The organism is Rathayibacter sp. VKM Ac-2857 (genome assembly GCF_013205025.1).
Lineage (GTDB): Bacteria > Actinomycetota > Actinomycetes > Actinomycetales > Microbacteriaceae > Rathayibacter.
In genome coordinates this window covers 83,551-103,658 of sequence record NZ_JABMLE010000001.1, presented here as the reverse complement: position 1 = coordinate 103,658, position 20,108 = coordinate 83,551, and the positions used below count along the sequence as shown (strand labels likewise).

Below are 20,108 nucleotides of genomic sequence, written 5' to 3'. Positions count from 1 at the left end.
CGCTGAACCATGGCCATCCAGGAGACCCTCGTCCTCGTCAAGCCCGACGGCGTCGCCCGCAACCTCACCGGCGAGATCCTCCGCCGCATCGAGGCGAAGGGCTACTCGCTCGTCGACATCAAGCTGGTCGAGGCCGATCGCGAGCTGCTCGCCGCCCACTACGCCGAGCACGAGGGCAAGCCGTTCTACGAGCCCCTCGTCGAGTTCATGGAGAGCGGCCCCATCGTCGCCCTCCGCATCGCCGGCGACCGCGTCATCGAGGGCTTCCGCTCCCTCGCCGGCACGACCGACCCCACCACCGCCGCCCCCGGCACCATCCGCGGCGACCTCGGCCGCGACTGGGGCCTCAAGGTCCAGCAGAACCTCGTGCACGGCAGCGACTCCGCTGAATCCGCGGAGCGTGAGCTCTCGCTCTGGTTCGCCTGACGGGCGAACCGCCGCGGTGCCGTCTTGCGCCGCGGTAATCCGCGACGCCGCGGTCGGCTCTCGTAGGCGGGTGCGTTCCGCAGAGCGTCCTGCGCTCGGCGACGGGAAAGCGCTGACACGCGCTTTCCCGGATGCGCCTCCGAGGCGGTCGCCCGCGTGCGAGCATGCTGATCGAGTAGCCCGCGCAGCGGGCGTATCGAGATCCACCGGGGTCCGCGGGCGGGCCGGCGGGCTGTAGTCCTGACAACGGTGGGTCTCGATACGCCGCTGCGCGGCTACTCGACCAGCATGTGGCGCGCCGCATCTCGCGGAGGCCGGCCAACATGTGGCGCGCCTTATCTCGTGGAGGCCGACCAGCATGTGGCGTGCCGTGTCTCGCGGAGGCCGGCCGGCATGTCGCGTGCCGCGTCCGGCTTCGGGCGCCTTGCGCATGCTGAAGGCAGCGCGCCGGCCGGCGACCATGCTGATCGAGTAGCCCGCGGAGTGGGCGTATCGAGATCCTCCGCCTCCGGGGGCGCCGTCGGCTGTCAGCCCGGCAGCGTCAGAGGTAGGACAGCACGTCGAGTCGAACCTGGGCCGTCACGGCGATCGCCAGGTAGCAGACCAGCGTGATGAACGGCGTCCAGCCGTAGGCGGCGCCGGCGAAGCGGCGGACGGCGGCGGGGACCGGGAAGACGCCCTCGCGGAGGTTCCGCAGGGTCACCAGCCAGAAGCCGGGGATGACGACGGCCCAGGTGAGCATGCACCAGGGGCAGAGCGTGCCGAGGGCGAAGAGGCTCGTCGCGATCAGCCAGCCGACGAAGCCGAGCGCGAAGACGAAGCCGAGATTGAACAGCGCCCAGAACCAGCGGTCGAAGCGCGCCCCCGCGAGCAGTCCGGCACCGACGACGATCGGCGCGATCCACGCCGCGACGCCGATCAGCGGATTCGGGAAGCCGAAGATCGCGCCCTGCGCCGACTTGAGGTTCGCGCTGCACTGCACGAGCAGGCTGAAGTCGCAGCCGAGCCCCTCGGTCGGGTCGGTGAGCGCCGCGAACTTGTCGAGCGTCAGCGCGAACGCGGCGATCCAGCCGATCACGCCGAGCACGATCAGGAGCACCGCGAAGAGGACCGGTCGCTGCTGGGTGGGGGCGCTCGGCACCTCGGGATCGCTGGACACCGGGGGATTATGGCACGCGGCGAATCGGCGCCTCTGAGAATGCGTGCGATAATCGGAGCCGTCGGCCCGGAAGATCCCGCACCGACGCGAAGAAGGTTTACCGGGCGAGCACCGGGCCACAGGAGATCGACAGCGTTCCGCGAATGAGCGCGACGCATCTCCACGTGTCGGATAGTCAGTTCCGAGGAGAAGCTGCAACCGGAGTCCTGCGCCACGTGAGCGACGGGACCGGGGGAGCGGAAGGATTCGCGGCGGGCCGAGGCCCGTCGCTCGAGAACAGCATCCGGGTCGACGGCGCGGCGCACGACCCGGCCGAGGAGTGCACCAGCAATGGTGGAAGACAACAGCACAGGCGGATCCGAACCGGACCGCGACGAGCCCCGCAGCGGGGCCAGGAAGATCAGTCGCCTCTTCGGTGGCCGTCGGACGAACCGACGGGCCGGATCGAGCGCATCAGCGACAGGGGAAACGATCATCGACACGAACGAGACCGAGCAGAACGGGTCGGACACGACCACCTCGGAGACGACCGGCTCGGACACGACCGCCCCGGAGACGACCACCCCGGACACGACCGCCGAGGTCGAGGCGACGGAGGAGTCGGTCCCGACCGACGCCGCGCCGCAGGCCCCGGCCGCCGCCGAGCAGAGCCCGACGGAGGAGACGACTCCCCGCCGCCCGCCGCTGCCGAGCACGTCGCTGCTCTTCCAGGCGCCGATCCTGCCCGACTACGTCCAGCTGACCCCGCTCCCGCCCCGGGGCGCCCCGCTCGGCGTCCGCGAGGAGCGCGACGAGCCGGAGGAGGAGCAGGGCTCCGTCCGCCGCCGGTCGCGCCGCCGCAGCGGCGAGAGCGACCGCGGCGGCTCCGACGACCCCGAGAACACCGTCGTCCGCGTCCGCCAGCCGCGCGAGCAGCGCGAGCCCCGCGAGGCGCGCGAGCCGGAGCTCATCACCGAGCCGCAGCGCATCAAGGGCTCGACCCGCCTCGAGGCCAAGAAGCAGCGCCGCCGCGACGGCCGCGACGCCGGCCGCCGCCGCACGGTGGTCACCGAGTCCGAGTTCCTCGCCCGCCGGGAGGCCGTCGACCGCGTCATGGTCGTCCGCTCCAAGGAGGACAGCATCCGCATCGGCGTGCTCGAGGACGGCGTCCTCGCCGAGCACTACGTCGCCCGCTCGCAGGAGGCGTCGCTGATCGGCAACGTCTACCTCGGCCGCGTGCAGAACGTCCTCCCCAGCATGGAGGCGGCGTTCGTCGACATCGGGCGCGGCCGCAACGCCGTGCTCTACTCCGGTGAGGTCGACTGGGACGCGGCGAACAACGCCGGCGGCCCGCGCCGCATCGAGCTCGCCCTCAAGCCGGGCGACCGCGTGCTCGTCCAGGTCACCAAGGACCCGGTCGGCCACAAGGGCGCCCGCCTCACCAGTCAGATCTCGCTCCCGGGCCGCTACCTCGTCTACGTGCCCAACGGCTCGATGAACGGCATCTCGCGCAAGCTCCCGGACACCGAGCGCGCGCGCCTCAAGAAGATCCTCAAGGAGGTCCTTCCCGAGAACGTGGGCGTCATCGTCCGCACGGCCGCCGAGGGCGCCACGGAGGAGCAGCTCACGGTCGACGTCGAGCGCCTCACCGCGCAGTGGACCGCGCTCAGCACGAAGGCCGCGACCGGCCAGGCCCCCGCGCTCCTGCACAGCGAGCCCGACCTGCTGATCAAGATCGTCCGCGACGTCTTCAACGAGGACTTCGAGAAGATGGTGATCGCCGGCGACGACGCCCGCGAGACCATCGAGCTCTACCTCAGCCAGGTCGCCCCGGACCTGCTCGAGCGGGTCCAGGTCTACTCCGGCGAGCAGGACGCCTTCGACGAGTTCCGCATCACCGAGCAGATCGAGAAGGCCCTCGAGCGCAAGGTCTGGCTGCCCAGCGGCGGCTCGCTCGTGATCGACCGCACCGAGGCCATGACGGTCGTCGACGTGAACACCGGCAAGTTCGTCGGCTCCGGCGGCAACCTCGAGGAGACGGTCACCAAGAACAACCTCGAGGCCGCGGAGGAGATCGTCCGCCAGCTCCGGCTGCGCGACATCGGCGGCATCATCGTCGTCGACTTCATCGACATGGTCCTCGAGTCCAACCGCGACCTCGTGCTCCGGCGCCTGGTCGAGTGCCTGAGCCGCGACCGGACCAAGCACCAGGTCGCCGAGGTCACTTCGCTCGGCCTCGTGCAGATGACCCGCAAGAAGCTCGGCCTCGGCCTCCTGGAGACCTTCAGCGAGAACTGCGAGGTCTGCGCGGGCCGCGGCGTGATCGTCCAGCACGACCCCGTCGTCAAGCACCGCTCGACGGCCGCCCCGCAGCAGGAGCGCCGCCGCGGCGGGAAGCCGGCCGGCGAGCAGCCCTCGAACGGCCGCTCGGCTCAGAACGGCGCCACCGGCCAGAACGGCAACGGCTCCAAGCCGGTCAGCACCCACGCCATCACCGACGACGCCAAGAACGCGCTCGCGCAGATCGCTGCCAGCACGATCCACCCGGCCGCCGTTCGACACGCGGCCGAGGAGGCCGTCGCGCTCGTCGACGAGGCCACCACCACCGCGGCCGAGTCGGAGCCGACCGGGCAGTCCTCCGAGCAGGGCGAGCAGTCGGCCGAGCAGTCCGCGGAGCGCCAGGGCGACCCGTCCGGCCGCCGCGAGCGTCCCGCCCGGGGCGAGCGCCGTCGCCGCGGTCGCGACCGCGAGCCGCGCCAGGAGACGGCCGAGTCCGGCGAGCAGCAGGAGTCCGCTCCCGCCGCCCGCGAGGCGACTCAGGAGAGCGCACAGGAGCCCGCTCAGGCCCCCGCGGCTCAGGCCCCCGCCGCTCAGGCTCCGGTCGTCCCGATCCTCGACATCCCGATCCCGCCCGCGCCGGTCGTCGCCGAGCGCCGCGTCCCGAGCGCCGTCGCCGAGCACCTGCTCGACTCCGTCCTGGATGCGCTGCCCGCACCCAAGCAGCCCGGCCAGGGCCGCGCGAAGAGCCGACGCGTCACCACGGCGGCGCTCACCGGAATCGCGGTCGTGCCCGAGCAGACGCCGCGCCGCGCGCAGTAGAGCGGTCCGCGAGGATCAGTGGGGCCCGGTGCCCGGCGAGAGCCGGCGCCGGGCCCTCTCCGCGTCCCGGTCCCGACCCTTCACCCGCAGCCCGCTATCGCGGAGCCGCTCGACCAGCTCGCGGCTGCTCACCGGCAGCGCTCCGGCCGCGAGCAGCTCCTCGCGACGCGCCGCGGGCACGTCGTAGTGATCGAGGTCGAAGCCGCGCTCCGGCAGCCCGACGCGGCGCGCGAAGGCGTGCAGCTCCTCCAGGGAGGAGTCGCTGACGAGGTGGGCCCAGAGCGTGTCGTGGGCGGGCCAGCGCGCCGCGTCGAGGAGGATCGCCATCCGTCGATCGTAGGCGGCGCGCCTGCCCGATCCGCGGCACGGCCTGCACTATCGTGACGGGGTCGTCGGTCGGACGGCACCCCCTCCGGGGCGGTGCGCGTTTGACCGGGGAGCACGGATCCCGTACTCTTGACCGTTGGTGTGGCGCGATCCATGTGCTCACGCAGATTTCCGTTGCCGCTCGGCCCCTCACGGGGTGCGAGCCGCGGTGCCGGTCCCCTCGTCTCGTACGAGAGACGGGTACGACCGGGAAGACCGGGGTCCGACCCCGTCCTTACAAGCCCCGGACAGCGCTCACGCGCCGTCCAGATGAGAGAACAGGTACGAGAAGTGGTTTACGCAGTTGTGCGCGCCGGTGGCCGGCAGGAGAAGGTCGAGGTCGGCACCATCGTGACGATGGACCGCATCAAGGCCGACGAGAACGGCACCGTGCAGCTGGCTGCCGTGCTCCTCGTCGACGGGGACTCCATCACCTCGGACGCCGCGGCGCTCGAGAAGGTGTCGGTCACGGCCGAGGTGCTCGAGGAGCTCCGCGGTCCGAAGATCATCATCCAGAAGTTCAAGAACAAGACCGGGTACAAGAAGCGCCAGGGGCACCGTCAGGACCTCACGCGCGTCAAGGTCACGGGCATCAAGTAACACCCACACTTCGCTGATCTGCGGCGGGAGCCATCGCTCCGCAGAGCATCAGCACGGGGCTGCGGCCCCCCGGTCTCGAGGAGATGAGAAATGGCACACAAGAAGGGCGCAAGCTCCACCCGCAACGGTCGCGACTCGAACGCGCAGCGCCTCGGCGTGAAGCGCTTCGGCGGTCAGGTCGTCAGCGCGGGCGAGATCATCGTCCGCCAGCGCGGCACCCACTTCCACCCCGGCGTCAACGTCGGCCGTGGCGGCGACGACACCCTGTTCGCCCTCTCGGCCGGTGCGGTCGAGTTCGGCCAGAAGGGCGGCCGGAAGGTCGTCAACATCGTGGTGGCCGCCGCTTAGGCAGCTCTCCTCGGCCGAGCAGGCACAGGACGCAAGGGGCGGGCTTCGGCTCGCCCCTTGCGCGTTGCTGCGGCACCCTCACCGCGAGCCCCGAGCTCGTGAGCGCCGCTCTCCTCGGCATCCGGCGTCGGACACTCCGACGCCGCCACCTCCCCATCGGACGGAACACACCATGGTCACCTTCGTCGACAACGTCACGCTGCACCTGCGCGCCGGGCACGGCGGCAACGGCTGCGTCTCCGTCCGCCGCGAGAAGTTCAAGCCGCTGGCCGGCCCGGACGGCGGCAACGGCGGTCACGGCGGCGACATCGTCCTCGTCGCCGACGCGCAGACCACCACGCTGCTCGCCTTCCACCGCCACCCGCACCGCTCCTCCGCCAACGGCGGGCCCGGCATGGGCGACCACCGCGCCGGCGGCAACGGCGACCTCCTCGAGCTGCTGGTGCCGGTCGGCACGGTCGTCAAGTCGCCCACGGGCGAGGAGCTGCTCGACATGGACGAGCCGGGGCTCCGCTTCGTCATCGCCCCCGGCGGCCAGGGCGGCCTCGGCAACGCCTCGCTCGCCACCACCAAGCGCAAGGCCCCCGGCTTCGCCCTGCTCGGCACGCCGGGCTGGGAGGGCGACGTCGTCCTCGAGCTGAAGACCGTCGCCGACGTCGCGCTCGTGGGCTTCCCCTCGGCCGGCAAGTCCAGCCTCGTCGCCGCCATCTCGGCGGCGAAGCCCAAGATCGCCGACTACCCCTTCACCACGCTCGCCCCCAACCTCGGCGTCGTCCAGGCGGGGGAGTCGCGCTACACCGTCGCCGACGTCCCCGGCCTGATCGAGGGCGCGAGCGAGGGCAAGGGCCTCGGCCTCGAGTTCCTCCGCCACGTCGAGCGCTGCACCGCCCTCGTGCACGTGCTCGACTGCGCCACGCTCGAGCCGGGCCGCGACCCGCTGACCGACCTCGACATCATCCTCGGCGAGCTGGCCGCGTACCCGGTCGGCGACGGCCAGGTGCCGCTGCTCGAGCGTCCGCAGCTGATCGCCCTGAACAAGGTGGACGTGCCGGAGGCCCAGGAGCTCGCCGACTTCGTCCGCGCCGACCTCGAGGCCCGTGGCTACCGCGTCTTCGAGATCTCGACCGTGAGCCACTCGGGTCTGCGCCAGCTGACCTTCGCGCTCGGCGAGATCGTCGAACAGCACCGCCTCGCCCTCGCGGCCGAGCCCAAGGTCGAGCGGATCACGATCCGCCCCCGGGCCGTCGACGAGAAGGACTACGAGATCCGCGTCGAGGGCGGCTCCTACGGCAACGTCTACCGCGTGCTCGGCACCAAGCCGCAGCGCTGGGTCGCGCAGACCGACTTCACCAACGACGAGGCCGTCGGCTTCCTCGCCGACCGCCTCGCGAAGCTCGGCGTCGAGAACGGCCTCTTCTCGGCCGGGGCCGTCGCCGGCTCCACCGTCGTCATCGGCCCGGGCGACGGCGTCGTCTTCGACTGGGAGCCCACGCTCACCTCGACGGCGGAGCTGATCACCGCCCCGCGCGGCACCGACCTCCGGCTCGAGGAGAACAACCGCAAGACCCGCGCCGAGCGCCGCGACAACTACCTCGAGCGGATGGACGCGAAGGCGGCCGCCCGCGCCGAGCTCGACCGCGAGCGCCAGGGCGGCGTCTGGCGCGTCTCGGACGAGGACGACCTGGTGGGCGACGCCGAGGAGGTCTGACTCCTCGGCACCGCCCTCGGCGAGGGGCCGTCGGCGAATACACTGGCCGGATGCCGCAGACGACCCTCGACAGCTCCGTCCTGACCGAGCGGTTCGCCGCCTCCCGCACGGCCTCGCGGTCCCTGCGCAGCGCGACGACCGACCTCAAGAACCGCGCCCTCCTCGCGATCGCCGACGCCGTCCGCGGATCCGTCGAGCGGGTCGTCCCGGCGAACGGGCTCGACCTCGCGAACGGCCGCGAGAACGGCATGAGCGCCGGGCTGCAGGACCGCCTCCGCCTCGACGAGGCGCGTCTCGGCTCGCTCGCCGACGCCGTGGTCGCGGTCGCCGGTCTCGTCGACCCGGTCGGCCAGACGGTCCGCGGCTCGAACCTGCCCAACGGCGCCTCGCTCACCCAGGTGCGCGTGCCCTTCGGCGTCGTCGGCGCCATCTACGAGGCGCGTCCCAACGTCACGATCGACATCGCCGCCCTCGCGCTCAAGAGCGGCAACGCCGTGATCCTCCGCGGCGGCAGCGCGGCCGAGAACACCAACCGCGTCCTCGTCGAGCTGCTGCAGGAGGCGGTCGCCTCCGTCGGCCTGCCCGCCGAGCTGATCCAAACGGTCGACGACTTCGGCCGCGAGGGCGCCAAGGCTCTGATGCGCGCCCGCGGCTACGTCGACGTGCTCGTGCCCCGCGGCAGCGCCGGTCTGATCGAGTCGGTCGTGACCGAGTCGACCGTGCCGGTCATCGAGACGGGCGCCGGAGTGGTGCACGTCTTCCTCGACGCCAGCGCGGACGAGCAGTGGGCCGTCGACATCGTGCACAACGCCAAGACCCAGCGCCCGAGCACCTGCAACGCGCTCGAGACGCTGCTCGTGCACCGCGACGCCGCCGAGCGGCTCCTGCCGCCCGTCCTCGGCCGCCTCGCCGCCGCCGGCGTGACCGTGCACGGCGACGAGCGGGTCCGCGCGATCATCGCGGACGCCGTGCCGGCGACCGAGGAGGACTGGTCGGCCGAGTACTACTCGCTCGACATCGCGGTCGCCGTCGTCGACGACCTCGACGCGGCGATGGACCACATCGCCCGCTACTCCACCCACCACACCGAGTCGATCGTCACGAACGACCTGCGCAGCGCCGAGCGCTTCCTCGCCGAGGTCGACTCCGCGGTCGTGATGGTGAACGCGTCCACCCGGTTCACCGACGGCGGCGAGTTCGGCTTCGGTGCCGAGGTCGGCATCTCGACGCAGAAGCTGCACGCCCGCGGCCCGATGGGACTGCCCGAGCTGACGAGCACCAAGTGGCTGCTGCGCGGGTCCGGTCAGGTCCGCGCCTAGTGCCGCACCCGGCTCGCGGCGGTGTCCGGGTAGACTCGACGACGCCCTGAGTGGGCGATCCCGATTCCAAGGAGCACCGCATGTCCCTCGTGACGACCGTCCTCGCTGAAGCAGCGCACACCGAGCTGCCGATGCCGACCATCGTCTACGGGCTCATCGCCGTCGTCGCCTTCACCGCGCTCGGCTTCGTCACGTGGAGCTACCGCGACGTCGCCAACCGCCACTCGCACAAGACCGGCGCCGGCTCGCACGACTCGCACGGCCACGGCCACTAGTCCGGCGGCCCTGCGATCGTGACGTCCGCCGCGAGCGGAGACCCGCGGCGTCCGCGCATCGGCGTGATGGGTGGCACCTTCGACCCGATCCATCACGGACACCTCGTCGCCGCCTCCGAGGTGGCGCAGTCCTTCGACCTCGACGAGGTCGTCTTCGTGCCGACCGGCCGGCCGTGGCACAAGAAGACGGTCACGCCACCGGAGCACCGCTATCTGATGACGGTCATCGCGACCGCGTCCAACCCGCGCTTCACCGTCAGCCGCGTGGACATCGACCGCATCGGCACGACGTACACGATCGACACCCTCCGCGACATCCACCTCGCGCACCCCGACGCCGAGCTGTTCTTCATCACGGGAGCCGACGCCGTCGAGCAGATCCTGAGCTGGAAGGACTACGACGAGCTCTGGGAGCTGGCGCACTTCGTCGCCGTCAGCCGGCCGGGTCACGCCCTGTCCGTTTCGGGATTGCCGGCTCAGGACGTATCCTTGTTGGAAATTCCGGCGCTAGCGATTTCCTCGACGGACTGTCGGAGCCGCGTGAACCGGGGTGATCCGGTCTGGTATCTGGTTCCCGACGGTGTCGTCCAGTACATCTCGAAGCACCACCTGTATCGGAGCACGCCATGACAGTTCAGCACGAGGGCGCGCCGCTCACCCGGCGCGAGATCCGCGAGCGCGAGCGAGCGGCGGCCGGCGCCGCGCCCGCCGCCGCACCGACGACCTCCCGCCGCGCCGCGACCGCGTCGGTCACCGCCGCGGGCGAGATGCCCGTGCTCACCGCGACCCAGGCCCTCCGCGTCCCCGTCGTCGCTCCGACCCCGGCCGCCGAGCCCGAGCTGAGCACCTCCGCCATCGAGGTGGTGCTCCCCGAGGGCGTCGACCGCAGCACGCTCACCCGTCGAGAGCTCCGTGCGCTGCTCGCGCAGCAGCAGGCCGAGCAGGTCGCCGCGACCCCCGAGGTCGCGCCGGCCGACGCCGAGCAGGACGCCGAGCCCACGACCGCCGCCGAGACATCCGCCCCGGAGCAGACCGACGAGGTCGAGCCCGAGCAGCAGATCGACGAGTCCGAGCAGCGGGCCGACGAGCCCGAGCAGCCGCTCGACGAGCCCGAGCAGCCCAAGCTCAACACCGCCCTCTTCGCCACCGTCGGCACGCTCGACATCGCGGACGAGAAGGCCACCGAGATCACCGGCAGCTTCCACCCGCCGATCGAGCACCTCGCCATCACCGACGAGCTCGACAGCAAGTCCAAGGAGGAGGTCGACGCCTCCTTCGACTCCCTCATCGCGAGCGGAGTCGCCGCGACCGGTGCCGTCACCACGACGAACGCCCTCATCCTGCCGACCGCGGGCGACGCCTCGCCCGTCCGCACGGACACGGGGGAGGTGCTCGTCACGGGCTCCTTCGACCTGCCGCGCAGCCTCGGCTCCACCGGTCAGCACCCGAACCTCTACGACTCGCCCGATGTCGACCGCTACGTCGACCGCATCGACCGCGAGCAGCCCGCCTCCGACTCGGAGCCCGTCCGGGCGTCGAGCGCCGTCTCCACCCACGCCGCGGGCACCGCGATGATCGCCCCGCAGAAGCGCCGCGCCGTCAGCGTCCCCGTCGTGCTGGCCATCACCGCCGCCGTGCTGCTGGTCGCCTCGATCGCGCTGTTCATCGGCGGCTTCGTCCTCAACATCTTCTGATCCACCACCGACACTGAAGGCTTCATGACTGCGACCGCTTCCGCCCGCGCCCTGCTCGACCTCGCGGCCACCGCCGCCGACTCCAAGGGCGGGGAGGATCTCGTCGCGCTCGACGTCTCGGGACCGCTGCCGCTCGTCGACATCTTCTTCCTGGTCACGGGGCGCTCCGAGCGCAACGTCGTGGCCATCGCCAACGAGGTGGAGGACCGCCTCAACGAGTCCGGCGCCAAGCTCCTGCGCCGCGAGGGCCGCGCCGAGGGCCGCTGGATCCTGCTCGACTTCGGCGACCTCGTCGTCCACGTCTTCCACGAGGAGGACCGGATGTACTACTCGCTGGAGCGCCTCTGGAAGGACTGCCCGGTCGTCCCGATCACGGTGGCGAACGCCGTTCCCGCCGACTCCGCGGCCTCCTCGAACTGAGGAACACGCCCGGCGGCGCCGCTCGATTTCGCTCCACGCGCTTCGTGTTGTAGTTTATTCGAGTTGCTTCCGCCGGGCGGAGGAGCGGGCCGCAAGGCCGGTACCTCCCGTTCGAGAAGCGCACCAAGGGTCCGTGGCGCAGCTGGTAGCGCACCTGCATGGCATGCAGGGGGTCAGGGGTTCGAATCCCCTCGGATCCACCGCAAGGCAGAAAGCCCCGCACTTCTCCGGAAGCGCGGGGCTTGTCTCGTTCTCCGAGGCGCAGCATCGGGCGACCGGTCACCGTGCGCCACCGCGCACGACCTCCGAGTCGGTGCCTACCATCCCTGGGATGTCTCACCACTCGATCAGGCGCCACGGTGCGTCGAGCGTCGTCCGCGTGCCCGCCGATCTCCTCGACGCCCTGGCCGATGACCCGATGCGCCGGTCCACGACCCTCGCGTTCCTCCGCGACTCGCTCGCCGGCGACGTGCACCTCCGCTCCTGGTGGTCCGAGGACGAGAGCGCCGCCGTGGTCGGGTTCGAGTACTCGGGCGAGCCGATTCCCCTGAGCTTCGATCTCTCGCGCCTGCTCGGTGTCCCGCGTGGTGCGACCGGGGAGCGCTGGCTGATCGTGGGTACTCCGGTGCGCCTCCGGCACACCCTGTACGGCTGCGCGACGGCACTCGCTCCCCTCCTCGAGCGGGTGGGCCGGGAGTGCCGGGCGTGGGGGCTCGACGGCGTCGTCGTGCCCTGGGTGGACCTCGACGACGGGGAGAGAGGAAGCCTGCTGGCCGACCTCGGATTCCGAGCGGTGTTCTCCGACGCCGACTGGCGGCTCGACACCGGCGGGTCCACCGATCTCGACGGTCTCCTCGCCGCCCTGCCCCGCACGGCCAGGAAGCAGTTCGCGAGTGACCGGAACCACTTCTCGAGGACGCACTGCACGATCCGGGACTGGCAGCCGGGCGACGAGGCGTTCGCCCCGCGGCTGCACCGCGAGTTCATGACCGATCACGGGCACCGCGGAGCCGAGTTCACCGACGACGCGTTCGGCTCCTTCTCGGCGCTCCCGGGCGCGCGGATGCGGGTCGCGGTCGATGACGAGGAGCGGCCGGTCGGATTCGCGATGGCGATCCACGACGACACGACGATGCACGTCCTGCGTTGGGCGCGTCCGTCCCGGGGAGTCCCGGACCGTCTCTACTCGATGCTCGGCTACCTCGATCCCGTCGAGTTCGCGATCGGGGCCGGAGTGGAGCGGGTGTGGCTCGGCAAGAGCGCGCACCGCTTCAAGCGGCTGCGCGGGCTGACCCCGGTGCCCGCGGCCTTCCACTTCCTCGCGTTCGATCCGGACCGGCACGCGCGGCTCGGGCGTGCGGCGGAGACGTCGGACCGGGTGGCGCGGGAGCGGTACCGGCTGGCGCTGGAGAGCTGAGTGCTCCGCCACAATGGCGGGATGCCGACTCCGACCGCTCCGCGCGGCCTCATCACCCAGTTCTCGATCGTCGACGCGCTGCTGGCCGGTCTGTTCGACGGCGTCGTCACGCGCGCCGAGGCCGACGAGGCCGGCGACTTCGGGCTGGGCTGCGGCGACCACATGGACGGAGAGCTGGTCGTGCTCGACGGCGTCCACCGGCTCTTCCGCGGCGACGGCTCGGTCGTCGTCCTCGAGCCGGAGGACACGATCGCCTTCGCCGAGCTGGCTCCTTTCGCTCCGGACAGCACGGAGACGGTCGACGCGGTGCCGTCGCTCGACGCCCTGCTGACCGCGGTCCGGCGGACCGTGCCGAGCCCCAACGTGTTCGTCGGCGTCCGTCTCCGCGGCCGCATCGGGCACCTGACGCTGCGGCAGCCGATCGCCCAGGTGAAGCCGTACCTCCGCCTCGCCGACGCGATGCGCGACCAGCGCGAGGTGCACCTGGACGACGTCGAGGGCACGATCGTCGGCTTCTACGGCCCGAAGCCGTTCCAGGGCATCAGCGTCGCCGGGCTGCACACCCACTTCGTCGACACGAGCGGCACCGTCGGCGGCCACGTCCTCGCGGCGTCCGGGCTGAGCGGCGAGTTGGCGGTCGAGCAGTACGCCGGCCTCACCGTGCGCCTCCCGGAGTCGGAGGACTTCCTCGCCGCGGACCTCGACGACGAGGTCGGCAGCTCCGACGCCGCCATCCGCGCCGTCGAGACCGATCACGCGCACTGAGACGCGCACTGAGGCGCGCTCCGGCGGGGGAGCGGCGGCCCTACCCTGGAGCCATGCCCACGCTGCGCGACGTCCACGCCGTCATCGACCGTCTCTGGCCCGAGGGTGCCGCCGAGGACTGGGACGCCCCCGGTCTCGTCACCGGTGACCCGGCCGCGCAGATCGAGCGGATCCTCCTCACGGTCGACGTCGTCGCCGACACCGTCTCCGAGGCCGTCGACGGCGGCTACCAGCTCCTCCTGGCCCACCACCCGCTCCTCCTCCGCGGGGTCACCTCGATCGCGGAGGACGGCTACAAGGGCCGCCTGCTCGCCGAGCTGATCCGGCACGGCTGCGCGCTCGTCTCCGCGCACACCAACGCGGACATCGTCGCGGACGGGGTCTCCGACGTCATCGCGACCCGGCTCGGCCTCACCGGTACGACGCCCCTCGTCCCGGGTGAGGACCCGTCGGTCGGCCTCGGCCGCGTCGGCGACCTCGCCGAGGAGGTCACGCTCGGCCGCCTGGCCCGCGCCGTCGCCGAGCTGCTGCCCGCCACCGCCGGGGGAGTGCGCGCCGCCGGCGACTACGAGGCGCCCGTGCGCCGGGTCTCGCTCTGCGGCGGAGCGGGGGACTCCCTCCTCGACAGCCCTGCGGTCCGCACGAGCGACGTCTACATCACGGCCGACCTCCGGCACCACCCGGCGTCGGAGGCGCGCGAGAAGGCCCGCCACGGCACCGGACCGGCGCTTCTCGACGTCTCGCACTGGGCGAGCGAGTGGCTCTGGCTCGACGTCGCCGCCGAGGCCCTGCGTACCGCGCTGCCGGGGGTCGTCGTCGACGTCAGCGAGACCCGCACCGACCCCTGGGATTTCGCCATCGTCCACTGACGCTCCGCGGGCGCGCGAGAATGGAGCCGGCACGCCCACCCTCCGTGCCGGGAACGAGGACCGCGACGTGATTGCCAGCCCCGCCGACCAGCGAGAGCTCCTGACTCTGCAGAGTCTCGACACGAGGGGCAACCAGCTCCGTCACGCCGTCGCCACCCTGCCGCAGATCGCGGCGATCAAGGCGATGCAGACCCGCGACAACGAGACCCGTCGCACCCTCGCGGAGCGCAACGGCCGCCTGGAGGACGCCCGCACCGAGCTCGGCCGCATCGAGTCCGACGTCGAGGTCGTCGACAAGCGCCTCGCCCGCGACCGCGACCGGCTGCAGACCGCGTCGTCCGCGAAGGACATCGCCGCGCTCGAGGGCGAGATCACCTCGCTGGTCAAGCGCCGTGGCGACCTCGAGGACATCGAGCTGACGCTGATGGAGCGGATCGAGGGCATCGAGGCCGAGGTCGCCGCCGCCCAGGCCGAGCGCGACGAGGTCGTCGCCGGCATCGCGACCCTCGCCGAGGAGCGCGACGCCCAGGCCGAGAAGCTCGCCGGCAAGCAGGAGGCGCTCGCCCGCGACCGTGCCTCGCTCGTCGAGAAGATCCCGGCGGACCTCGTCGAACTCTACGAGAAGCAGCGCGCCCGCTACGGCGTCGGCGCGGCGCTCCTGCGCGGCAAGGTGTCGGAGGGGAGCGGCGTCGCCCTCACCGAGTCCGACCTCGCCTGGATCCGCACCACCGCGCCCGACGAGGTCGTGCTCTGCCCCGACAGCGGCTGCATCCTCGTCCGCGGCGACGAGTCGACGCTCGCCTGAGCCGCGCCGTACACTGGAGCCGCGAACGGGCCGGCAAGACGGTCGCGTCGCCGGGGTGAGAGCCCCGGCGCCGAGGAACGTCCGGGCTCCGCAGAGCAGGGCGGTGGGTAACACCCACCCGGGGCGACCCGCGAGACAGTGCCACAGAGAACAGACCGCCGCAGGCTCCGGCCCGCGGTAAGGGTGAAACGGTGGTGTAAGAGACCACCAGGGGCCGGAGTGATCCGGTCCGCTCGGTAAACCTCGCCCGGAGCAAGGTCAGACAGAGGACGATGCGGCTGCTCGTCGGGTCCTCGGGTAGACCGCTGGAGGGTCACGGTGACGTGCCCCCGAGAGAGATGGCCGTCCAGCGCCCGCCGAGAGGCGCGGCGTGAACAGAACCCGGCGTAATAGCCGACCCCTTCGCCTAAAAAGGCCCCGCTCTGCGGGGCCTTTTTCGGCGGTGCCCGTCTTGCGCGGCGGTCCCCGCCCGCCGCGCCGCGGTCGGCCTGGGTGCGTGGTCGCGTTCCGCGGAGCGCCCTGCGTCCGGCTCCGGAGAAACGCTGGCACGCGTTTCCCCGGCTCGCCTCGGCCCTGCTTCCGCACGCTCCTGTAGAGCGCCGTCCTCGCATCCATGCTGATCGAGTAGCCCTCGGAGGGGGCGTATCGAGATCCGGCCCTGTTGGACGCTGGCTCGGGGCCGCCGTTCGGTGGCGTGGGTCTCGATACGCCGCTGCGCGGCTACTCGACCAGCAAGAGGGAGGCTGGCCCGTCCGCTAAGGCGGGGCGCCACATCCGTCGTGCAGGAGGGGAGCTGTGTCCATGCTGATCGAGTAGCCCTCGGAGGGGGCGTATCGAGATCCGGCCCTGCTGGACGCGGGCGTGAGGCTGCCGTTCGGTGGCGTGGGTCTCGATACGCCGCTGCGCGGCTACTCGACCAGCAAGAGGTGGGCGGACCCGTCCGTGCAGGAGGGGCGCCACGTCAGTCGTGCAGGAGGGGTGCGCATCCATGCTGATCGAGTAGCCCTCGGAGGGGGCGTATCGAGATCCGGCCCTGTTGGACGCTGGCTCGGGGCCGCCGTTCGGTGGCGTGGGTCTCGATACGCCGCTGCGCGGCTACTCGACCAGCAAGAGGGAGGCTGGCCCGTCCGCTAAGGCGGGGCGCCACATCCGTCGTGCAGGAGGGGAGCTGTGTCCATGCTGATCGAGTAGCCCTCGGAGGGGGCGTATCGAGATCCGGCCCTGCTGGACGCGGGCGTGAGGCTGCCGTTCGGTGATGTGGGTCTCGATACGCCGCTGCGCGGCTACTCGACCAGCAAGAGGGGGGCACCCGACCGCGAAGGGGGCGGGCGTCAGGGACGCGGGCCCTGCAGACCGCTCTCGCGCAGCGAGGCTGATCGGCGGAACGCGTGCCAGCGTCTCGTCGTAGCCGACGGCGAGACGCTCTGCGGAACGCGTCCACGTGTCGAGGCCGACAGCGCCTCGGCGGGCGGGGACCGCCGCGGAGGGTACGCCGCGACGGCGCCTCGGTGGGCGGGGACCGCCGCGGAGGAGGGCGCCGCCTCAGCGGCGCACGCCGCCGCCCGCGAGGGCCGCGGCGCCGAGGATGCCCGCGTTGTTGCGCAGCGCCGCCGGGACGATGGGCGTGCGCAGGTCGAGCAGGGGCAGGAACTCCTCGTGGTGCTTCGAGATGCCGCCGCCGACGATGATCAGGTCCGGCCAGAGGAGGGCCTCGAGGTGGGAGTAGTAGCGCTGCAGGCGCTTGGCCCAGTGCTTGTAGTCCAGGTCGTCCCGCTCCTTCGCGGCGAAGGACGCCTTCTTCTCGTAGTCGCCGCCGTGGATCTCGAGGTGGCCGAGCTCGGCGTTGGGGATGAGGACGCCGTCGTAGATCTGGGCGGTGCCGATGCCGGTGCCGAGCGTGGTCATCAGGACCAGGCCCTTCTTGTCCTTCGCCGCGCCGAAGCGCGACTCGGCGTAGCCGGCGGCGTCGGCGTCGTTCACGAAGAAGATGTCGCGGCCGATGGCGTCCTCGAACAGCTTCTCGGCCTCGAGACCGATCCACTCGTCCGAGACGTTCGCCGCGGACATGGTGCGGCCGTGCACGACGGCGGCCGGGAAGCAGATTCCCACCGGAGTGTCGGCCGGCGCGTCCGGGAGCATGCCCAGGATCTGCTGCACCGTGGCGACGATGTCCTTCGGTCGTCCGCCCTCGGGAGTGGCAACCTTCATCCGGTCGCTGAGGAGGGCGCCCTCGCCGAGGTCGACGTACGCCCCCTTGATGCCGGTCCCTCCGATGTCGATACCGATCGCGGTCGCAGCAGCAGTCATACCGGCCATGCTAGCGAGGCCGGAGGGGGAGCGACCGGCGACCGGCCCCGGCGTAGGATCGCCGCATGTCTGACGGTGATGCGAACTCCTGGTGGTACAACCTCAAGTCCGGCGCGGTGGAGCAGGGCTTCCAGTCCCCGTCCGTCGATCGCGCGGGCCCGTACTCGTCCCGCGAGGAGGCCTCCCACGCTCTCGAGAAGATGCGCGAGAACACCCGCCGCTGGGACGAGGAGGACGCGGAGGACCGCTGACCCCTCAAGCTGATCCTCGGCGCCGACCCGGCTCGGCCGGCCGCTACTCGTAGCTGTGCTCGGCCCCCGGGTACGCGCCGGCCTCGACGTCCTCGCGGAACGCGGTGACCGCCCCGGTGAGGACGCCCCGGAGATCGGCGTACTGCTTCACGAAGCGCGGCACCCGGCCTGTCGTGAGCCCGGCGAAGTCGGTCCAGACGAGCAGCTGACCGTCCACGTGCGGTCCGGCGCCGACGCCGATCGTGGGGATGCTGAGCTCCTCGGTGACCCGGCGAGCGGCCTCGCTCGGCACCATCTCGAGGACGACGGCGAACGCGCCGGCCTCCTGGACCGCGCGGGCGTCGGCGAGCAGCTGCTCGATCCCCTCGCCGCGCCCCTGGATCATGTGCCCGCCGAGGCCGTGCTCGCTCTGCGGTGTGAAGCCGATGTGCGCCATCACCGGAATGCCGGCCTCGACGATCCGCCGGATCTGCTCGGCGGAGCGGACGCCGCCCTCGAGCTTCACGGCGTGCGCGTGGGTCTCCTTCATGAAGCGGAACGCGGTGTGCAGCGCGTCGTCCGCGCCCGACTCGTAGGAGCCGAAGGGCAGGTCGGCGACGACGAACGCGCGCTCGACGGCGCCCGCGACGGCGCGGGCCAGCGGGATCAGCTCGTCGACGGTCACGGGCAGGGTCGTGTCGTAGCCGAGCACCGTGTTGCCGGCCGAGTCGCCCACGAGCAGGAAGTCGATGCCCGCCTGGTCGAAGATGCGGGCGGTGAGCACGTCGTAGCTGGTGAGTCCGGTGATCCGCACCCCCGAGTCCTTCGCGGTCTGGAAGTGGCGGGTTCTCACGCGTTTCACGGGCTGCGCTGACATGCGGACGAGTCTATCCGCGCCCTGTCGCGGGTCCGCGGGGAACGGCCGGGCGCCCAGCGAGGGAGGGGCGGAGCCACTAGCCTGGGACCGAAACAGGAAGGGCCTTGATGGACAAGCAACGGGACTTCGTTCTTCGCACCATTGAAGAGCGAGGGATCAAATTCGTTCGCCTCTGGTTCACGGACGTCGTCGGCACGCTCAAGTCGGTCGCGATCGCGCCGGCCGAGGTCGAGGGGGCGTTCGCCGAGGGTCTCGGCTTCGACGGCTCCGCGATCGAGGGGCTGACCCGCTCCTACGAGGCCGACGTCCTGGCGCACCCGGACCCGTCGACCTTCCAGATCCTGCCGTGGCGCGGCGAGATCGACCCGACGGCGCGGATGTTCTGCGACATCACCACGCCCGACGGCCAGCCCGCCGTCGCCGACCCGCGGAACGTGCTCAAGCGCACGCTGGCGAAGGCGGCCGAGCGCGGGTTCACGTTCTACACGCACCCCGAGATCGAGTTCTACCTGCTGAAGTCGTCGACGTTCGGCGCCGAGGGGCCCGAGCCCGTCGACTCCGCCGGCTACTTCGACAACGTCCCCGGCGGCACGGCGCACGACTTCCGCCGCCGCTCGGTCCGGATGCTCGAGGACCTCGGCATCTCGGTCGAGTTCAGCCACCACGAGGCGGGCCCCGGTCAGAACGAGATCGACCTCCGCTACGCGGACGCGCTCACCACCGCCGACAACATCATGACCTTCCGCACGGTCATCAAGGAGGTGGCGATCGAGCAGGGCGTCTACGCTACATTCATGCCCAAGCCGCTCTCCGGCCACCCCGGTTCGGGCATGCACACGCACCTCTCGCTCTTCGAGGGCGACATGAACGTGTTCTATGAGCAGGGCGCGCAGTACCAGCTGTCCAAGCTCGGCCGCCAGTTCATCGCCGGACTGCTCAAGCACGCCCCCGAGATCACCGCGGTGACGAACCAGTTCGTCAACTCGTACAAGCGGCTCTGGGGCGGCGACGAGGCGCCCAGCTACGTGTCCTGGGGCCACAACAACCGCTCCGCGCTGGTGCGCGTGCCGCTCTACAAGCCCAACAAGGGCCAGTCCTCGCGGATCGAGTACCGCGCGCTCGACTCGGCCGCGAACCCCTACCTCGCCTACTCGCTGCTGCTGGCCGCGGGGCTCAAGGGCATCGAGGAGGGCTACGAGCTCCCCGCCGAGGCCGAGGACAACGTCTGGACGCTCTCGGACGCCGAGCGCCGGGCCCTGGGCTACAGCCCGCTGCCCGCGAGCCTCGACCGGGCCATCTCGCTGATGGAGGAGTCGGAGCTCGTCGCCGAGACCCTCGGCGAGCAGGTGTTCAACTTCGTGCTGCTCAACAAGCGGAAGGACTGGGCCGAGTACCGGGCCCAGGTCACCCCGTACGAGCTGCGCAGCAACCTCGAGATGCTCTGA

Annotated in this window: 20 protein-coding genes, 1 tRNA gene and 1 other RNA gene; 18 read left to right on the top strand and 4 right to left on the bottom strand. The window is 71.6% G+C overall.

Annotation, left to right across the window (positions count from 1 at the left end; all coding sequences use genetic code 11):
• Positions 1-9 precede the first annotated feature (9 nt).
• The gene (ndk, locus tag HQQ86_RS00455) at positions 10-426 is read left to right on the top strand and encodes a nucleoside-diphosphate kinase (RefSeq protein WP_133962204.1); all 417 of its coding nucleotides are present in this window, start codon (positions 10-12) and stop codon (positions 424-426) included.
• Between the two features lie 541 nt (positions 427-967).
• Here ndk and HQQ86_RS00450 read toward each other — a convergent pair.
• Positions 968-1,585, bottom strand: a complete 618-nt coding sequence (locus tag HQQ86_RS00450) for a vitamin K epoxide reductase family protein (RefSeq protein ID WP_367948494.1) — start codon at positions 1,583-1,585, stop codon at positions 968-970.
• A gap of 330 nt (positions 1,586-1,915) precedes the next feature.
• Here HQQ86_RS00450 and HQQ86_RS00445 point away from each other — a divergent pair, with 330 nt between their 5' ends.
• The gene (locus tag HQQ86_RS00445; protein WP_173285564.1) at positions 1,916-4,663 is read left to right on the top strand and encodes an Rne/Rng family ribonuclease; all 2,748 of its coding nucleotides are present in this window, start codon (positions 1,916-1,918) and stop codon (positions 4,661-4,663) included.
• 15 nt (positions 4,664-4,678) lie between these two features.
• Here the strand turns inward: HQQ86_RS00445 and HQQ86_RS00440 are convergent, their stop codons facing one another.
• Entirely contained in the window at positions 4,679-4,990 is a 312-nt protein-coding gene (locus HQQ86_RS00440) for a DUF4031 domain-containing protein (protein ID WP_173285563.1), read from the bottom strand.
• A 330-nt stretch (positions 4,991-5,320) separates the two neighbouring features.
• On the opposite strand from HQQ86_RS00440, the gene rplU reads away from it, so the two are divergent.
• From rplU to rnpB, 14 genes are all read left to right on the top strand, one after another.
• Positions 5,321-5,629, top strand: coding sequence for a 50S ribosomal protein L21 (rplU, locus tag HQQ86_RS00435; protein ID WP_123445822.1), 309 nt, complete (start codon positions 5,321-5,323; stop codon positions 5,627-5,629).
• Between the two features lie 90 nt (positions 5,630-5,719).
• Complete coding sequence (gene rpmA / locus HQQ86_RS00430; RefSeq protein WP_123445823.1) at positions 5,720-5,977, top strand: 50S ribosomal protein L27; 258 nt, start codon at positions 5,720-5,722, stop codon at positions 5,975-5,977.
• A 172-nt stretch (positions 5,978-6,149) separates the two neighbouring features.
• Positions 6,150-7,685 (top strand): GTPase ObgE, encoded by a 1,536-nt coding sequence (gene obgE / locus HQQ86_RS00425; RefSeq protein WP_173285561.1) that lies wholly within the window; start codon positions 6,150-6,152, stop codon positions 7,683-7,685.
• A gap of 50 nt (positions 7,686-7,735) precedes the next feature.
• The gene (locus HQQ86_RS00420) at positions 7,736-9,004 is read left to right on the top strand and encodes a glutamate-5-semialdehyde dehydrogenase (RefSeq protein WP_173285559.1); all 1,269 of its coding nucleotides are present in this window, start codon (positions 7,736-7,738) and stop codon (positions 9,002-9,004) included.
• Positions 9,005-9,084: 80 nt separating this feature from the next.
• Positions 9,085-9,279, top strand: coding sequence for a hypothetical protein (locus tag HQQ86_RS00415; RefSeq protein WP_123445826.1), 195 nt, complete (start codon positions 9,085-9,087; stop codon positions 9,277-9,279).
• An 18-nt stretch (positions 9,280-9,297) separates the two neighbouring features.
• Positions 9,298-9,909 (top strand): nicotinate-nucleotide adenylyltransferase, encoded by a 612-nt coding sequence (gene nadD / locus HQQ86_RS00410; RefSeq protein ID WP_123732279.1) that lies wholly within the window; start codon positions 9,298-9,300, stop codon positions 9,907-9,909.
• Positions 9,906-10,973, top strand: a complete 1,068-nt coding sequence (locus tag HQQ86_RS00405) for a hypothetical protein (protein WP_173285557.1) — start codon at positions 9,906-9,908, stop codon at positions 10,971-10,973. The genes nadD and HQQ86_RS00405 overlap by 4 nt, the downstream gene beginning before the upstream one ends.
• A 24-nt stretch (positions 10,974-10,997) precedes the next feature.
• The gene (rsfS, locus tag HQQ86_RS00400) at positions 10,998-11,393 is read left to right on the top strand and encodes a ribosome silencing factor (RefSeq protein WP_123445829.1); all 396 of its coding nucleotides are present in this window, start codon (positions 10,998-11,000) and stop codon (positions 11,391-11,393) included.
• Between the two features lie 127 nt (positions 11,394-11,520).
• Positions 11,521-11,593, top strand: a tRNA-Ala gene (locus HQQ86_RS00395).
• Between the two features lie 131 nt (positions 11,594-11,724).
• Complete coding sequence (locus tag HQQ86_RS00390) at positions 11,725-12,810, top strand: peptidogalycan biosysnthesis protein (RefSeq protein WP_173285555.1); 1,086 nt, start codon at positions 11,725-11,727, stop codon at positions 12,808-12,810.
• Positions 12,811-12,831: 21 nt separating this feature from the next.
• A complete protein-coding gene (locus HQQ86_RS00385) occupies positions 12,832-13,575 on the top strand; it encodes an acetolactate decarboxylase (protein ID WP_173285553.1) in 744 nt (247 codons plus the stop codon).
• Positions 13,576-13,628: 53 nt separating this feature from the next.
• The gene (locus HQQ86_RS00380) at positions 13,629-14,444 is read left to right on the top strand and encodes a Nif3-like dinuclear metal center hexameric protein (RefSeq protein WP_173285551.1); all 816 of its coding nucleotides are present in this window, start codon (positions 13,629-13,631) and stop codon (positions 14,442-14,444) included.
• A 67-nt stretch (positions 14,445-14,511) separates the two neighbouring features.
• On the top strand, positions 14,512-15,249 hold the full coding sequence (locus HQQ86_RS00375; RefSeq protein ID WP_173285543.1) for a hypothetical protein: 738 nt from the start codon (positions 14,512-14,514) through the stop codon (positions 15,247-15,249).
• 26 nt (positions 15,250-15,275) lie between these two features.
• Positions 15,276-15,654: RNase P RNA component class A (gene rnpB / locus HQQ86_RS00370), an RNA gene on the top strand.
• A gap of 1,137 nt (positions 15,655-16,791) precedes the next feature.
• Here rnpB and ppgK read toward each other — a convergent pair.
• Entirely contained in the window at positions 16,792-17,556 is a 765-nt protein-coding gene (gene ppgK, locus HQQ86_RS00365; RefSeq protein ID WP_132437043.1) for a polyphosphate--glucose phosphotransferase, read from the bottom strand.
• A gap of 65 nt (positions 17,557-17,621) precedes the next feature.
• Between ppgK and HQQ86_RS00360 the strand changes: the two genes are divergently transcribed.
• A complete protein-coding gene (locus HQQ86_RS00360) occupies positions 17,622-17,807 on the top strand; it encodes an SPOR domain-containing protein (protein WP_123445835.1) in 186 nt (61 codons plus the stop codon).
• 43 nt (positions 17,808-17,850) lie between these two features.
• Here HQQ86_RS00360 and panB read toward each other — a convergent pair whose 3' ends face one another.
• Positions 17,851-18,663: a 3-methyl-2-oxobutanoate hydroxymethyltransferase gene (gene panB / locus HQQ86_RS00355; protein WP_123703541.1), complete on the bottom strand. Its 813-nt coding sequence runs from the start codon at positions 18,661-18,663 to the stop codon at positions 17,851-17,853.
• 107 nt (positions 18,664-18,770) lie between these two features.
• Here panB and HQQ86_RS00350 point away from each other — a divergent pair, with 107 nt between their 5' ends.
• The gene (locus HQQ86_RS00350; protein ID WP_123736929.1) at positions 18,771-20,108 is read left to right on the top strand and encodes a glutamine synthetase family protein; all 1,338 of its coding nucleotides are present in this window, start codon (positions 18,771-18,773) and stop codon (positions 20,106-20,108) included.

What these genes read in the sequence shown, in the direction of transcription:
- ndk (WP_133962204.1), top strand. Translation starts at nt 10, where the DNA reads ATGGCCATCCAGGAGACCCTCGTCCTCGTCAAGCCCGACGGCGTCGCC.
- HQQ86_RS00445 (WP_173285564.1), top strand. Translation starts at nt 1,916, where the DNA reads ATGGTGGAAGACAACAGCACAGGCGGATCCGAACCGGACCGCGACGAG.
- HQQ86_RS00440 (WP_173285563.1), bottom strand. Translation starts at nt 4,990, where the DNA reads ATGGCGATCCTCCTCGACGCGGCGCGCTGGCCCGCCCACGACACGCTC.
- rpmA (WP_123445823.1), top strand. Translation starts at nt 5,720, where the DNA reads ATGGCACACAAGAAGGGCGCAAGCTCCACCCGCAACGGTCGCGACTCG.
- obgE (WP_173285561.1), top strand. Translation starts at nt 6,150, where the DNA reads ATGGTCACCTTCGTCGACAACGTCACGCTGCACCTGCGCGCCGGGCAC.
- HQQ86_RS00420 (WP_173285559.1), top strand. Translation starts at nt 7,736, where the DNA reads ATGCCGCAGACGACCCTCGACAGCTCCGTCCTGACCGAGCGGTTCGCC.
- HQQ86_RS00415 (WP_123445826.1), top strand. Translation starts at nt 9,085, where the DNA reads ATGTCCCTCGTGACGACCGTCCTCGCTGAAGCAGCGCACACCGAGCTG.
- HQQ86_RS00405 (WP_173285557.1), top strand. Translation starts at nt 9,906, where the DNA reads ATGACAGTTCAGCACGAGGGCGCGCCGCTCACCCGGCGCGAGATCCGC.
- rsfS (WP_123445829.1), top strand. Translation starts at nt 10,998, where the DNA reads ATGACTGCGACCGCTTCCGCCCGCGCCCTGCTCGACCTCGCGGCCACC.
- HQQ86_RS00390 (WP_173285555.1), top strand. Translation starts at nt 11,725, where the DNA reads ATGTCTCACCACTCGATCAGGCGCCACGGTGCGTCGAGCGTCGTCCGC.
- HQQ86_RS00385 (WP_173285553.1), top strand. Translation starts at nt 12,832, where the DNA reads ATGCCGACTCCGACCGCTCCGCGCGGCCTCATCACCCAGTTCTCGATC.
- HQQ86_RS00380 (WP_173285551.1), top strand. Translation starts at nt 13,629, where the DNA reads ATGCCCACGCTGCGCGACGTCCACGCCGTCATCGACCGTCTCTGGCCC.
- ppgK (WP_132437043.1), bottom strand. Translation starts at nt 17,556, where the DNA reads ATGACTGCTGCTGCGACCGCGATCGGTATCGACATCGGAGGGACCGGC.
- HQQ86_RS00360 (WP_123445835.1), top strand. Translation starts at nt 17,622, where the DNA reads ATGTCTGACGGTGATGCGAACTCCTGGTGGTACAACCTCAAGTCCGGC.
- panB (WP_123703541.1), bottom strand. Translation starts at nt 18,663, where the DNA reads ATGTCAGCGCAGCCCGTGAAACGCGTGAGAACCCGCCACTTCCAGACC.
- HQQ86_RS00350 (WP_123736929.1), top strand. Translation starts at nt 18,771, where the DNA reads ATGGACAAGCAACGGGACTTCGTTCTTCGCACCATTGAAGAGCGAGGG.